Origin of the sequence: Oleiagrimonas sp. MCCC 1A03011 (genome assembly GCF_003267965.1) — a bacterium.
Lineage (GTDB): Bacteria > Pseudomonadota > Gammaproteobacteria > Xanthomonadales > Rhodanobacteraceae > Oleiagrimonas > Oleiagrimonas citrea.
The window spans coordinates 296,005-309,406 of the sequence record NZ_MSPY01000003.1; the positions used below are offsets into that span (position 1 = coordinate 296,005).

At 64.9% G+C, this 13,402-nt stretch carries 12 protein-coding genes; 4 read left to right on the top strand and 8 right to left on the bottom strand.

Annotated features, from left to right (window positions below):
• The first annotated feature begins 42 nt into the window (after positions 1 to 42).
• Both BTJ49_RS07905 and BTJ49_RS07910 read left to right on the top strand, forming a co-directional pair.
• Complete coding sequence (locus BTJ49_RS07905) at positions 43 to 1,188, top strand: pyridoxal phosphate-dependent aminotransferase (RefSeq protein WP_113064835.1); 1,146 nt, start codon at positions 43 to 45, stop codon at positions 1,186 to 1,188.
• Between the two features lie 2 nt (positions 1,189 to 1,190).
• Positions 1,191 to 2,024, top strand: a complete 834-nt coding sequence (locus BTJ49_RS07910; protein ID WP_113064836.1) for an amidohydrolase — start codon at positions 1,191 to 1,193, stop codon at positions 2,022 to 2,024.
• Here BTJ49_RS07910 and arsC read toward each other — a convergent pair.
• The 4 genes from arsC to BTJ49_RS07930 are packed head-to-tail and all read right to left on the bottom strand — an operon-like array spanning position 2,021 to position 5,448.
• Positions 2,021 to 2,371 carry an arsenate reductase (glutaredoxin) gene (arsC, locus tag BTJ49_RS07915; protein WP_113064837.1) on the bottom strand — a complete coding sequence of 117 codons (351 nt, stop codon included), beginning with the start codon at positions 2,369 to 2,371 and terminating at the stop codon, positions 2,021 to 2,023. The two genes, BTJ49_RS07910 and arsC, sit on opposite strands and share 4 nt — an antisense overlap.
• Positions 2,372 to 2,385: 14 nt before the next feature.
• Positions 2,386 to 3,693, bottom strand: coding sequence for a pseudouridine synthase (locus BTJ49_RS07920; protein WP_113064838.1), 1,308 nt, complete (start codon positions 3,691 to 3,693; stop codon positions 2,386 to 2,388).
• Entirely contained in the window at positions 3,690 to 4,574 is an 885-nt protein-coding gene (gene scpB / locus BTJ49_RS07925) for an SMC-Scp complex subunit ScpB (RefSeq protein ID WP_113064839.1), read from the bottom strand. Before scpB ends, BTJ49_RS07920 begins: the two co-directional genes overlap by 4 nt.
• Positions 4,575 to 4,578: 4 nt before the next feature.
• Positions 4,579 to 5,448, bottom strand: coding sequence for a ScpA family protein (locus tag BTJ49_RS07930; RefSeq protein WP_113064840.1), 870 nt, complete (start codon positions 5,446 to 5,448; stop codon positions 4,579 to 4,581).
• Between the two features lie 464 nt (positions 5,449 to 5,912).
• On the opposite strand from BTJ49_RS07930, the gene BTJ49_RS07935 reads away from it, so the two are divergent.
• Positions 5,913 to 6,467 (top strand): PilZ domain-containing protein, encoded by a 555-nt coding sequence (locus BTJ49_RS07935; protein ID WP_343125524.1) that lies wholly within the window; start codon positions 5,913 to 5,915, stop codon positions 6,465 to 6,467.
• A 24-nt stretch (positions 6,468 to 6,491) separates the two neighbouring features.
• Here the strand turns inward: BTJ49_RS07935 and BTJ49_RS07940 are convergent, their stop codons facing one another.
• Complete coding sequence (locus tag BTJ49_RS07940) at positions 6,492 to 6,950, bottom strand: cupin domain-containing protein (RefSeq protein WP_113064841.1); 459 nt, start codon at positions 6,948 to 6,950, stop codon at positions 6,492 to 6,494.
• An 8-nt stretch (positions 6,951 to 6,958) separates the two neighbouring features.
• Positions 6,959 to 8,641: an AMP-binding protein gene (locus BTJ49_RS07945; protein WP_113064842.1), complete on the bottom strand. Its 1,683-nt coding sequence runs from the start codon at positions 8,639 to 8,641 to the stop codon at positions 6,959 to 6,961.
• Between the two features lie 166 nt (positions 8,642 to 8,807).
• On the opposite strand from BTJ49_RS07945, the gene BTJ49_RS07950 reads away from it, so the two are divergent.
• Positions 8,808 to 9,209 carry a hypothetical protein gene (locus BTJ49_RS07950; protein WP_240601778.1) on the top strand — a complete coding sequence of 134 codons (402 nt, stop codon included), beginning with the start codon at positions 8,808 to 8,810 and terminating at the stop codon, positions 9,207 to 9,209.
• A 57-nt stretch (positions 9,210 to 9,266) separates the two neighbouring features.
• On the opposite strand, the gene BTJ49_RS07955 is transcribed toward BTJ49_RS07950, so the two are convergent.
• Together BTJ49_RS07955 and acnA are read right to left on the bottom strand one after the other, a co-directional pair.
• Positions 9,267 to 10,460, bottom strand: a complete 1,194-nt coding sequence (locus BTJ49_RS07955) for a DUF4097 family beta strand repeat-containing protein (protein WP_113064843.1) — start codon at positions 10,458 to 10,460, stop codon at positions 9,267 to 9,269.
• A 158-nt stretch (positions 10,461 to 10,618) separates the two neighbouring features.
• Positions 10,619 to 13,369, bottom strand: coding sequence for an aconitate hydratase AcnA (gene acnA / locus BTJ49_RS07960; protein ID WP_113064844.1), 2,751 nt, complete (start codon positions 13,367 to 13,369; stop codon positions 10,619 to 10,621).
• Between the last annotated feature and the right edge of the window lie 33 nt (positions 13,370 to 13,402).

Consider the following 13,402-nt stretch of genomic DNA (forward strand, 5'->3'; position numbering starts at 1 on the left):
AGTATCGACAGCATTTCGGTCCTACGCAGAGACGTTCAGCGCATGCATATCGAGACCCGGTTGCCGAAGGTCGGTACCACCATCTTCAGCGTCATGAGCCAGCTGGCGCTGGAGTACAAGGCCGTGAATCTGGGGCAGGGGTTCCCCGATTTCGAGCCGCCTGATGCGCTGTGCGAGGCGCTGACGCGCGCGATGCATGAAGGCCATAATCAATACGCGCCGGGTATCGGCGTGGCTCGTCTGCGTGAGCAGATCGCGCGCAAGACCGAGCGTTCCTACGGTCGTCGGGTCAGCGCCGATACCGAAGTCACCGTGACCTCGGGCGCGACCGAGGCGATCTTCGCCGCGATTGCCGCGACGGTGCGTGCCGGCGATGAAGTGATCGTGTTCGACCCGGCCTACGACTGCTATGAGCCGGCGATCAATCTGCAGGACGCGCGCGCCGTGCATCTGCCGTTGTCGTTGCCGGATTTCTCCATCGACTGGCAGCGCGTACGCGATGCGATCACGCCGAAGACGCGCATGATTATCGTGAACACACCGCACAATCCCAGCGGCGCGATCTTCAGCGAGGCCGATCTCGACGCGCTGGCCGACGTGGTCCGCGATACCGACATCGTGGTGCTTTCCGACGAAGTCTACGAGCACATCGTGTACGACGGCGCGCTGCACCAGAGTGTGCTGCGCCATCCGGAGCTGGCTGCACGTAGCTTCGTGGTCAGTTCGTTCGGAAAGACCTGGCACTGCACCGGATGGAAGGTGGGCTACTGCGTGGCGCCCAAGCCGCTGTCGGTGGAGTTCCGCAAGGTGCATCAGTATCTGACGTTCTGCACCTTCAGTCCGGCGCAGTTCGCGTTCGCCGAGGTGCTCGAGAAGATGCCCGAGCATGCCGACCAGCTGTCGGCGTTCTATCAGGAGAAGCGCGACCGTTTCCGCGCACTTCTGGCCGGTTCTCGACTGAAGCTGCTGGACGTGCCGGGCGGCTATTTCCAGCTGGTGGACTATTCCGAGATCCGCGACAGCGACGACATCAATTTCAGCGAGTGGCTGGTGCGCGAGTGCGGTGTGGCGGGTGTTCCGCTGACGCCGTTCTACGAAACACCGCCGTCGTCGCGCTTGTTACGGCTGTGTTTTGCCAAGAACGACGCCACGATGGAAGCCGGCGCCGAGCGGCTGTGCGCGCTGTGAGTATGCAGCCGCTGCGCCTGACGCTGGTGCAGGCCGATACGCGCTGGCACGATGCCGCGTCCAATCGTGCCTACTACCGCGAGTTACTGCACCGCCATGGTGAAATCGGCGATCTGGTGGTGTTGCCGGAGATGTTTCTGACCGGCTTCACCAACGAGACCGATTCGCAGGCCGAGCCGCTGGAAGGTCCGGGGCTGGAATGGATGCGCGCGCGGGCGGCGGAATGTGACGCGGTGGTGACCGGGTCGCTGGTGATCCGCCGCGAGGACGGCCAGAGCGTGAACCGGTTGCTCTGGGTGCGGCCGGACGGTTCGTTCGCACAGTACGACAAGCGGCATCTGTTCCGCATGGCGGGCGAACATCATCACTACGCAGCGGGTGCTTCGCCGTTGACGATCGAGTTGCACGGCTGGCGTGTGCGGCCGCTGGTCTGCTACGACCTTCGCTTTCCGGTGTGGTCGCGCAATCGGCGCTGCGCCGGCGCGCGCGGCGGCATGGATTACGATGTGCTGCTGTACGTGGCCAACTGGCCGGCACCGCGGCGCACGGCATGGCGAACGCTGCTGCGCGCGCGGGCGATCGAGAATCTCGGGTATTGCGTCGGCGTGAATCGGGTCGGCACGGACGGCAACGATGTTCCCTATGCCGGCGACAGCGCCGCGATTGATCCGCTGGGCGAGTCCCTTGTGGAGCTCGGCGAGCAGGAGCTAGTGGTCACGGTGTCGCTGGATCCCGAGTCGCTGATGTCGCATCGCCAGCGTTTCCCGGCCTGGATGGATGCCGACACGTTCACGCTCGGCGAGCCGGTGGGGCCGGACGGCGATACGACGAGCTAGTCCAGAAGCGCGAGTACGTTTTCCGGCGGCCGCCCCAGGGCGGCACGATTTTCCTTGAGCACGATCGGTCGTTCGATCAGGATCGGATGCTCGACCATGGCGGCAATCAGCGCTTTGCGATCCAGGGCCGTGTCGTCGAGCCCCTGTTCGGCATAAGCGCTCTCGCCGGTGCGCATCAGGTCGCGCGGCTGCATGTCCAGTGCGTGCAGAATGCGGTCGAGTTCGGCAGCGTCGGGCGGCGTTTCCAGATACAGGCAGACGTCGGGCTCGATGCCGTGTTCACGGAGCAGGGCCAGCGTGGCGCGGGACTTGGAGCAGCGCGGGTTGTGCAGGATGCGGACGGTCATGGCGGACTCCGGGTTCAGCGATTGCCGCTGCGGTTACCGCCGCTGCCGCCACGGCCGCGCCCGCCGCCGGGCTTGCCGCCACCGCCACCGCCACCGCCACTCTTGCGGCGTCCGGCGTTGTTGCCGGACGGCTTGCCACTACCGGGCTTGCCACCGCGCGGCTTGCCGGTCGTGCCGTTGCGGGTGTCGCCGGCGAACCAGGTGCGCACCGAGGGAAGTTCCTGCCCCGGCGCGACGCCGCGCTTGTTCTTGCTGCGGCGGTTGTTGCCGCCGGTCTTCTCGGGACGCGCCACGTTGCCGTTGACGTCGCCGCCCTTGCCGCGACGCGGGCCTCCGCGTCGGCCGCGCGAGGGCGCATCGTCGCGCACGCGATCGAAAGCGGTCAGCTCGCGAGCTTCGTTCTGGTAGTTGCCGGTCCAGGCGCGCGGCTCGGATTTGCCTTCGGGGTGGTATTCCTTCACATGGCGGCTGGCACGACGCTGATGCAGGACCGGACTCAGCGTGAGCGTCGGCTGCGGCGCACCCAGACCGACCTGCTTGCGCAGTTCCTGCACGGCGGTATCGTCCAGGGTGTCGCAATCGCCGCGGCGCAGAGCGCGCGGAAGTTCCACGCTGCCATAGCGGATGCGCTTGAGGCGGCTGACCAGGAAGCCCTGTGAATCCCACAGTCGGCGCACCTCGCGGTTGCGGCCTTCGCGGATGACGACGCGGAACCAGCTGTGGCTGCCGCCGCGGCTGATGACGGCGATGTCGTCGAAATGTGCCGGTCCGTCGTCCAGTTCCACGCCGGCCTTGAGTTTCTCGAGTGTCTCGTCCGGCACTTCGCCATGCACGCGGCACAGGTATTCGCGTTCGACGCCGCTGCTCGGATGCATCAGCGCGTTGGCCAGTTCGCCGTCGGTAGTCAGCAGAAGCAGGCCGGTGGTGTTGATGTCCAGGCGGCCGACCGCGACCCAGCGCGCGCCCTTCAGGCGGGGCAGCTGTTCGAACACGGTCGCGCGGCCGTCGGGGTCGTCACGTGTGGTGAGGACACCCTCGGGCTTGTTGTAGATCAGCACCTCGACATCGCTGCGGTTGTCGGTGGATACCACGTATTGCTTGCCGTCCAGGACGATGCGGTCGCCCGAGCGCACGCTGGCGCCGATGGTCGCGGGCTCGCCGTTGAGCTGCACTTCGCCTTGCTGGATGCGCTGTTCGAGCATGCGGCGCGAACCGAGTCCGGCGTTGGCGAGGACCTTGTGCAGGCGCTCGCTGAGGTTGGATGTGGCGGTATCGCCGCTGTTTCGCTTGAGGGTAAGAAGGGTACGGCTTTGCGCGCTCATGCGCGGTTCTCCTCGGTATCTGTTTCGGCGGCGACCGGTTCGTCGTCCGCGTGGGCCTGCGCCTCGTCGGCGGTGGCTTGGGGTGCAGTGGATTCGTCGACGGTCTCGATCTTCTCGATGTGATCGTCGGCGGCGTCTTGTTCGGTATTGGAGGACGTGTCCTCGGTGGATTCGCCGGTTTCTTCGGCGCTCTCGTCATTTGCGGGTGCGGCGCGCTCGGAGGATTCCTCGCCGACATCGGCATCGGACTCGGTTTCCGCACCCGGTTCCGCGTCGGGCAGGGCGGCGTGCGCGGTGGCCTCCTTGTTATCAGAGTCCTTGTCGCCGTCCAGGTTCAGTTGGGGGTCGAACTCTTCCATGTCGCGGATCTCGGCCAGCGAGGGCAGCTCATCCAGCGAGCGTAGATTGAAGTAATCCAGGAATTCGCGTGTGGTGCCGTAGAGACCCGGTCGTCCGGGTACGTCGCGATGGCCGACCAGGCGGATCCATTCGCGTTCCTCCAGCGTCTTGATGATGCTGGAGGACACTGTCACGCCGCGCACCGATTCGATTTCACCGCGGGTGATCGGCTGACGGTAGGCGATCAGCGCCAGGGTCTCGAGCAGGGCGCGCGAGTAGCGGCTGGGACGCTCGGTCCACATCTTCGCGACCCATTCGTAGACGTCCTGTCGCACCTGGTAGCGGAAACCGGACGCGACTTCGACCAGCTCGACGCCGCGTCCCTCGCAGTCCTCGCGCAGAGCTTCGACGGCCTTGCCGATCTCGCTGTTGGCGATCTTCTCGTCCTCGTCGAAGAGGGCGCTCAGGCGTGCGATCGACATCGGCGTGGACGAGGCCAGCAGCGCAGCTTCCAGAATGTTCTTCAGTTGCTTGAATTCCATGGATCTACTCGTCGGAACTCGTGGCCGAACCGGCCTTCAGGTAGATGGGCGCCAACGGCGCGTCCTGCATGATCTGGACCAGACTTTCCTTGGCCAGTTCAAGAATGGCGAGGAAGCTGACGACGACGCCGAGGCGTCCCTCGTTGGGATCGAACAGGCTCTCGAAGCGGTGGAACGCGCCGTCGCCGAGGCGGGAGAGCAGGTCGCCCATGCGCTGACGCACGCTCAGCGGTTCGCGCTCGATGTTGTGGCTGCCGAACAATTCGGCACGGTGCATCACGTCTTTCAGTGCCAGCAGCAGTTCGCGCATCTCGACCGGCGGCGGCATGCGGATGACGTTGCGGTCCGTCACATGGGCGTGCGCAGTGCTGAAGTCGCGCTCCATGCGCGGCAGTTCGTCGATGTCCTCGGCGGCCTGCTTGAATTGTTCGTATTCCTGCAGGCGGCGAACCAGTTCGGCGCGCGGGTCCTCCTCGGCGCCTTCTTCTGCAGGCGGACGCGGAAGCAGAAGGCGCGATTTGATCTCGGCCAGGATCGCGGCCATCAGCAGATATTCGGCGGCCAGTTCCAGCCGCATCACGTCGCGCATCATCTCAATGTACTGCATGTACTGATGCGTGATTTCGGCGATGGGAATATCGAGGATGTCGATGTTCTGGCGTCGAATCAGGTACAGAAGAAGGTCCAGTGGCCCCTCGAAAGCTTCCAGGATCACTTCCAGCGCATCGGGCGGGATGTACAGATCCTGCGGCATTTCCAGCACCGGCTGGCCATGCACGAGCGCCAGGGGCATTTCCTGTTGCTGGGGTACGGCCGTGAACGGCTGCTGCGGCGGCACGGGCGTCGGATCGGCTTGAACTGGCTGGTTGGTCATCAGGGTGCTTGAACCCTTGGCAATCCGGCTGGGCCGGTTCGTTGCATGAGCTGGCCACGGCACGGCCGGGGCATGGCGTATCGATAGATCAACGCACGCCCGATGCGGGCGTCGTACCTGGTCGTGTCAGGCAGTGTGCGGTGAATTCCCATGTTCAGAGCCGCAGCGAACCCGTTCGAGGCGGCGATCCCAAACGGGTCGGTCGCGCGCACTCGGCGTCGCGTCTGCGCAATTGTTCAGTGGGAACATTGCGCGACAAGCTCTTCTATTACGAAAAACGTGTGGTCCGGTCGAGCTGTCTTGGCATGCTTCGACGCGGAATCCATTACTCACCCGTAGGACTAGAGTATAGCCTGCATAGACGCAAGTCCAGTACTCTTCTGGGGTGCCCGAATCGGGTTGACGCGTAGCGACCAACGCTGACCCGGAGGGTCGCCGTGTGTGCTGCAAGGTGGCATTAGACGATGCCTGGATTGGGTTTTTTCCCGCATTTATGTGATTTTCGTCACAAATATGAGCAGAATTGGGTCATCGGTATCGATGAAGGCGCCCGTACAAGGATGCTGGCCTGGTTGTTGCTTAGGGACTCAGTGCCGAAAGCGTATTACCGCGCGACGTTCGGACTGTTCAATGAAGGGCTCGGGATGACTGAAAACACGAATAACGGGATGGATGCTCAAGGTCGACGTGTGCGGCATGCACGCATGCGCATCGAGACCACGGTGCTGCTCAATCGCGGCACGGAATCGTTTCCCACCGAGCTCGAGGATATTTCGGCTACCGGTGTGCGCCTGCGCAAGCCTTCGCACTGGAACGGCGAAGTCGGTCAGACGTGGGTGGTCGACATGATCTTCGGCAGCAACCTGCATATCCATGTCGATGCGCGGGTCATGCGGATTTCCACGCAGTGGATCGGTCTGGAATACTCGCGGATTCCCGAGAACAAGCAGGAAACCCTGTGGAGCCTGCTGGGCGGTTACGCCGACAAGCTCGAGCCCTGGGAAGAAGAAAACCTCTGACGCGTCGTGTACTGGCCGTGCGTATCAGCGCGGCCAGGGCGTGCCGTCGCGATGACGGTACACGTCGTCCGTGGCATCGATGATCATGTCGATATCCGGGTAACGGCAGATATCCTGCGCGCTGCGAGACCCCACTTCGAGACAGATTGCCGTGGCCTGCGAGCGATTGATCAGCTGGTGGCCGTCGCGCTCGCCTTTCGGGAAGGCCGCGCAGTCGCCTGCGTGCAACACGGTTTCACCCTCATCCGTGACCAGCACGACCTCGCCCCGGACGATCCAGGCGAACTCGTCCTCGTCGCTGTGCCAGTGGCGCTGGCTGGAATGCACACCGGGCGGCAGTTCCAGAAGATTGACGCCGAAATCCGTCAGGCCGCCGGCTTCGCCGAGCCGTTGACGCACACGGTCCGCGCAGGCGGCGTCATGCGGCGGCGGGTAGGAAGAGCCTGTGTGGGCGGGGATGCGGTCCAGGTCGAGTTTGGGCATGGGGTGTCTCAGGAGGCGACCGGTTTTTCCTCGCGCAGTTCGCGGCGCAGGATCTTGCCAACGTTGCTCTTGGGCAGTTCGTCGCGGAACTCGATGAACTTGGGCCGCTTGTAGCCGGTCAGCTCGTCATGGCAGAACTGCTTGAGCGCTTCCGCCGTCAGGTCCGGGTCCTTCTTGACCACGAACAGCTTGACCACCTCGCCGGAGTGCTCGTCGGGCACGCCGACGGCGGCGACCTCGGCCACTCCGGGGTGGTCCATGACCACGTCCTCGACCTCGTTCGGATACACGTTGAAGCCGGACACCAGGATCATGTCCTTCTTGCGGTCGACGATGTAGACGTAGCCTTTCTCGTCCATCTTGGCGATGTCGCCGGTGTGCAGCCAGCCGCTGGACTCGAGCACCTTGGCGGTTTCCTGCGGGCGCTGCCAGTAGCCCTGCATGACCTGCGGACCCTTGACCATCAGTTCGCCGACTTCGTTGAACGGCAGGCGCTCTCCCTCGTCGGACCAGATCTGCACTTCGGTGGACGGGATCGGCAGGCCGATGGAGCCGTTGTATGCGGGAATGTCGAGCGGGTTGATGCAGACGGCCGGCGAGGTCTCGGTCAGACCGTAGGCCTCGGCCAGTGTGCAACCGGTGACTTTCTTCCAGCGCTCGGCGACCGCGCGTTGCACGGCCATGCCGCCGCCCAGGGTCAGATGCAGGCGGGAGAAGTCCAGGTCCTCGAAACCGGGCGTGTTGAGCAGGCCGTTGAACAGCGTGTTGACGCCGGTCAGCGCGGTGAAACGGACCTTGCCCAGTTCCTTGACGAAGCCGGGCATGTCGCGTGGATTGGTGATCAGCACGTTGAGACCGCCCAAGCGCATGAACACCAGTCCGTTCGCCGTCAACGAGAAGATGTGATAAAGCGGCAGGGCGGTGATGATGACTTCCTCGCCCTCGGTGGCCTGGTCGCCGATCCAGGCGCTGGCCTGGAGCATGTTGGCGATCATGTTGCCGTGGCTGAGCATCGCGCCCTTGGCGACGCCGGTGGTGCCGCCGGTGTACTGCAGGAAGGCGAGGTCGTCGTGGCCCAGTTCGACGCGGTCGAAGCGGCCGTCGCCGCCGCGCGAAAGCGCATCGCGGAACCGCACGGCACCCTCAATGTGGTAGTCGGGCACCATCTTCTTCACGTGCTTGAGCGCGAAGTTGATCAGCGTGCCCTTGGCCAGTCCCAGCATGTCGCCGATGCCGGTGGTGACGACGTGCTTGATCCCGGTCTCGGCGATCACTTTCTGCAGTGTCGCGGCGAAGTTGTCCAGCACCACGATGGCGGCCGCGCCGGAGTCTTCCAACTGGTGCTTGAGCTCGCGTGCCGTGTACATCGGGTTGGTGTTGACCACGGTCAGGCCCGCGCGCAGTGCGCCGAACAGGGCGATCGGATACTGCAGTACGTTAGGCATCATGATCGCGATGCGGTCGCCCTTGCGCAGACCCAGGTCCTTCTGCAGGTAGGCGGCGAACTTCGCGCTGAGGCGATCGATGTCGCCGTAGCTGAGTTCGCGGCCGAAATTGGTGAAGGCGGGGCGGTGGCGGAAGCGCTCGAAGGCTTCCTCGATCACGGCGACAACGGACGTGTACAGTTGGACGTCGATGGTTTCCGGTACGCCGGCCGGATAATGGGCCAGCCAGGGACGTTGTTCACTCATGATGCCATGCAACCCCTTTCGTAATGGACGCCGGCGTCGTGCGCGCCGGTCGGACAATGCAAACGATCGTTTGCATTGGAGCATAGCCCTCCGGAGGCGGCAACCCGCTGAACGGTGTGGGCAGGCCATAAGGCAGTACGGAAAAGGCCGGTGGCTGGCAGTATGCGTGCTGCTCGCGCTGTTGTCGGCCTGTCACCGCAGTCCGCCGGAGCAGCAGGTGCGCGCAGCCATCCTGCAAGCGGTCGAGGCCGCGCGTTCGCGTGATGCCGGCGCGCTGGACGATCTGCTGACCCCGGATTTCGTGATGCCGGACAGTCGGTTCGATCGCAGACGTCTTCTCGGTCTGCTGCGCGTGGCGAGACTACGCAATGAAAAGGTGTCGGTGCTGCTCGGTCCGGTGGATGTCGAGATGCGGGGCGAACGCATCGTGGCGACGTTCACGGTGACGCTGGGCGGTGGCGGCCGGCTGATCCCGGAACGCCTGGGTGTCTATCGCGTGGAAAGCGCCTGGCGCGAGGAGGGCGGCGATTGGCTCTGCTACAGCGCGCGCTGGAAACGCACGCTGTAGCCGGATGGGTCCGGATCCGATGCGACCGTGCAGCGTCGCATCGGATCCGGGGAAACGTCAGCGCAGTGTGACGTCGCCGCTACCGGTACTGATGCGACCACGTCCGGTGGCAGCGCCGACATCGGCGCGGAAGTAGCGGCGACCGGATTCGACGTTGCGCAGTCCCGCCCAATTGACGTCGATGTCGGAACCGCTGATGTCCAGGCGCACGGCCGGTGGCGTGCCGGTCTTCAGGGTGATGTCGCCCGAGCCGCTGCGCAGGGTGAAGTCCTGCATGGCGGACAGGTCGCCGTACAGGTCGATATCGCCCGATCCGGCTTCCACGCGGGCCTTGGCGACTTTCGCCAAGTCGTTGAGTTTCACGTCGCCGGAGCCGGTCTCGACCCGCAGGTTGCCGGCCAGCTTGTCCAGCGTGACATCGCCGGAGCCGGTATGCAGTTCGACGCGCTGGCCGCCGAGGTGGCCGCCGTTGATGTCGCCGGAGCCCGTATGGACTTCGGTGCTGCCGTCGATGCGGTCGAGTTCGAGGTCACCGGAGCCGGTGTGCGCCTCGACGGTGCCGTGCACATCGGCGACCTTCATGTCGCCGCTGCCCGAATGGGTCGACAACGAGCCGGTCAGGTCGGCGATGGCCATGTCGCCGGAGGCGGTCTTCAGCTCCAGGTCGTTGCGCAGGTGGCCGGCGTCGATGCGGCCGACGCGATTGTCGATCCGCGCCTTCACACCGGCGGGCAGGGCGACATCGAGATCGACGTGCAGCGGCACGCCGTGGTCCGATCCCTGATACACCCGCACGCGCTCGTTCTGGTAGTCGAACGAGGACGAGGAGTGGTCGCCGACGCCGATGCGGAAACCGAGCACCTTGATGTCGTGATCCTTGGCGCGGGTCGGGTTCGTGGGGATGTACCGGTAGTGGTCATGTTGCCCGACCGGGTAGTCGACGTGCACCAGCACGGTGCCCGATTGCTGGCTCACGTCCAGGCGGATGGTGTCGGCCAGGGCGCGCGCGGCGGCCATGTCGTCGCCGCCGGCCACCACGGTGGCCGTGATTTGCACCTGCGAACCGTCATTCGGATGGATGGCGACGTGGCCAGCAAGATTCTCGACATGCACGGCGCTGCCAGTGGGCACGCTCACGGCGCGGTCGAGTTTCTTGGTGAAGGTCTGCGCCGGTGCGGCCAACGCGGTGGCGGCCGTGCCGCCGAGTACGAGGGCGGCAAGTAGGCCGGAAAAAAGGCGGGGGTGTCCCATGGCGATCTCCTCTACGCTGCGGGGAACATCTCTGTTCTTGTACTGCCGATGGGGGCCGCAGCGCAGTGCGGAAGGTCATGCGCTGGAGCTGAACGGCAAAAGAAAACCGCCGGCCCGTAGGCCGACGGTTCCTTGGATGCAGCGGAGCGGGAAAGGGTTTAAGCCGCTTTCTTCGCCGCCAGATCGCGCAGCACGTACTGCAGGATGCCACCGTGGCGGTAGAAGTCGCGCTCCTTCGGCGTCAGCAGCATCACGCGGACGGTGAAGGTCTTCTCGCTGTTCTCGCCCTTGGCGACAACCTTGGCTTCCTTCGCGTTGCCGTCCTCCAGACCGGTGATCTCGAAGGTTTCGGTGCCGTCCAGGCCCAGGCTCTTGGCACTGTCGCCGTCCTTGAACTGCAGCGGCAGCACGCCCATGCCGACCAGGTTCGAGCGATGGATGCGCTCGAAGCTCTCGGCGATGACCGCCTTCACGCCCAGCAGCAGTGTGCCCTTGGCAGCCCAGTCGCGCGACGAGCCGGTGCCGTATTCCTTGCCGGCCAGCACGATCAGCGGGGTGTTCTCTTCCTTGTACTTCATGGCCGCGTCGTACATGGCCATCTGTTCGCCGCTCGGCACGTGCTTGGTGTAGCCACCCTCGACGCCGTCCAGCATCTGGTTCTTGATGCGGATGTTGGCGAAGGTGCCGCGTACCATCACGTCGTCGTTGCCGCGGCGCGAACCGTAGGAGTTGAACTGCGCCGGCTGCACGCCGCGCTCCATCAGGAAGCGGCCGGCCGGGCTGTCCTTCTTGATCGCGCCGGCGGGCGAGATGTGATCGGTGGTGATCGAGTCGCCGAACAGACCCAGGCAGCGCGCGCCGTGGATGTCCTCGACCTTCTCCACGTCCATCGTCATGCCCTCGAAGTAGGGCGGGTTCTTGATGTAGGTGGAGGCGTCGTCCCAGGCGTACTGCTTGCCGTCCGGCGACTGGATGGCGTTCCAGCGCTCGTCGCCCTTGAACACGTCGGCGTAGCTCTTGGTGAACATGTCGGCGGTGACCGAGCTGGCGATCAGATCGCTGATCTCCTTGTTGGTCGGCCAGATGTCCTTCAGGAACACGTCATTGCCGTCCTGGTCCTGACCGATCGGATCCTTGTCCAGCTCGATATCGAGCGTGCCGGCGAGGGCGTAGGCGACCACCAGCGGCGGCGAGGCCAGGTAGTTCATCTTCACTTCGGGATGCACGCGGCCTTCGAAGTTGCGGTTGCCCGACAGCACCGAGGCCACGGCCAGGTCGCCCTGGTTGATGCCCTGGCTGATCTCGGCCGGCAGCGGGCCGGAGTTGCCGATGCAGGTGGTGCAGCCGTAGCCGACCAGGTAGAAGCCGACCTTCTCCAACTCGTCCATCAGGCCGGTGGCTTCCAGGTAGTCGGTGACCACCTTGGAACCCGGGCCGAGCGACGGCTTGACCCACGGCTTGGCGGTCAGGCCCTTGGCGGCGGCCTTCTTGGCGACCAGGCCTGCGCCCAGCATCACCGCCGGGTTGGAGGTGTTGGTGCAGGAGGTGATGGCGGCGATGACGACCGCGCCGTCCTTCAGTTCGAAGTGCTTGCCGTCCTTTTCGACGGTGACCGAGCCTTCGCTCATGGCGCTGGCCGGATTGCCGACGGCGGTATCGCCGCCTTCGTTGGCGAAGCGCTCGGCGTCGCCGTTCTTCGGCTTGCGGTTGGCGGTCAGCGGACCGACCACTTCATGGAAGTTCTTCTTCACGTCGGTCAGCAGCACGCGGTCCTGCGGGCGCTTCGGACCGGCCATGGACGGCTTGACCTCGCCCATGTCCAGTTCCAGCGTGGCGGTGAACTCGGCGTGCGGGGTGTTGGCGTCGTGCCACAGGCCCTGGGCCTTGGCGTAGGCCTCGACCAGCGCGACCTGCTGGTCGCTGCGGCCGGACAGACGCATGTAGTTCAGCGCCTCGGCGTCGACCGGGAAGATGCCGCAGGTCGCGCCGTACTCGGGCGCCATGTTGGCGATGGTGGCGCGGTCGGCCAGCGGCAGGTGCTGGAGGCCCTCACCGAAGAATTCGACGAACTTGCCGACGACGCCGTGCTTGCGCAGCATCTGCGTCACGGTCAGCACCAGGTCGGTGGCGGTGGCGCCTTCCGGCAGTTTGCCGGTCAGCTTGAAGCCGACCACCTGCGGGATCAGCATCGACGACGGCTGGCCCAGCATCGCGGCCTCGGCCTCGATGCCGCCCACGCCCCAGCCGAGTACGCCCAGGCCGTTGATCATGGTGGTGTGCGAGTCGGTGCCGAACACGGTGTCCGGGTAGGCCCACAGCTGGCCGTCGACGTCCTGGCCCATGACCACGCGAGCCAGATGCTCCAGATTCACCTGGTGCACGATGCCGGTGCGCGGCGGCACCACCTTGAAGTTGTCCAGCGCCTTCTGGCCCCAGCGCAGGAAGCCGTAGCGTTCCTGGTTGCGCTCGAACTCGATCTTCACGTTCTCGTCGATGGCGCTCTCGCTGCCGAACTTGTCGACCTGGACGGAGTGATCGATGACCAGCTCAGCCGGCGACAGCGGGTTGATCAGCTCGGGATCGCCGCCCAGGTTCTTCATGGCGTCGCGCATGGCGGCCAGGTCGACCACACAGGGAACGCCGGTGAAGTCCTGCAGCACCACGCGTGCGGGCGTGAAGGCGATCTCGGTGTCCGGCTCCTTCTTCGCGTCCCAGGTGGCGACCGCCTCGATCTCCTTGGCGGTGACGTTGGCGCCGTCCTCGTTGCGCAGCAGGTTCTCGAGCAGGATCTTCATCGAGTAGGGCAGGCGCTTGAGATCGAAGCGCTCGCCCAGCTTGGCGAGACTGGCGTAGGCGTACGACGTGCCGTTGACGTCGAGGGTGTCGCGGGTCGAGAAGGAATCGTTCATAACTGCTCCTGGCTTGAATCGGCTACAGGTTTC

What these genes read in the sequence shown, in the direction of transcription:
- BTJ49_RS07935 (WP_343125524.1), top strand. Translation starts at nt 5,913, where the DNA reads ATGCCTGGATTGGGTTTTTTCCCGCATTTATGTGATTTTCGTCACAAA.
- BTJ49_RS07920 (WP_113064838.1), bottom strand. Translation starts at nt 3,693, where the DNA reads ATGAGCGCGCAAAGCCGTACCCTTCTTACCCTCAAGCGAAACAGCGGC.
- BTJ49_RS07905 (WP_113064835.1), top strand. Translation starts at nt 43, where the DNA reads ATGCATATCGAGACCCGGTTGCCGAAGGTCGGTACCACCATCTTCAGC.
- BTJ49_RS07945 (WP_113064842.1), bottom strand. Translation starts at nt 8,641, where the DNA reads ATGAGTGAACAACGTCCCTGGCTGGCCCATTATCCGGCCGGCGTACCG.
- BTJ49_RS07910 (WP_113064836.1), top strand. Translation starts at nt 1,191, where the DNA reads ATGCAGCCGCTGCGCCTGACGCTGGTGCAGGCCGATACGCGCTGGCAC.
- acnA (WP_113064844.1), bottom strand. Translation starts at nt 13,369, where the DNA reads ATGAACGATTCCTTCTCGACCCGCGACACCCTCGACGTCAACGGCACG.
- scpB (WP_113064839.1), bottom strand. Translation starts at nt 4,574, where the DNA reads ATGGAATTCAAGCAACTGAAGAACATTCTGGAAGCTGCGCTGCTGGCC.
- arsC (WP_113064837.1), bottom strand. Translation starts at nt 2,371, where the DNA reads ATGACCGTCCGCATCCTGCACAACCCGCGCTGCTCCAAGTCCCGCGCC.
- BTJ49_RS07955 (WP_113064843.1), bottom strand. Translation starts at nt 10,460, where the DNA reads ATGGGACACCCCCGCCTTTTTTCCGGCCTACTTGCCGCCCTCGTACTC.
- BTJ49_RS07930 (WP_113064840.1), bottom strand. Translation starts at nt 5,448, where the DNA reads ATGACCAACCAGCCAGTTCAAGCCGATCCGACGCCCGTGCCGCCGCAG.
- BTJ49_RS07940 (WP_113064841.1), bottom strand. Translation starts at nt 6,950, where the DNA reads ATGCCCAAACTCGACCTGGACCGCATCCCCGCCCACACAGGCTCTTCC.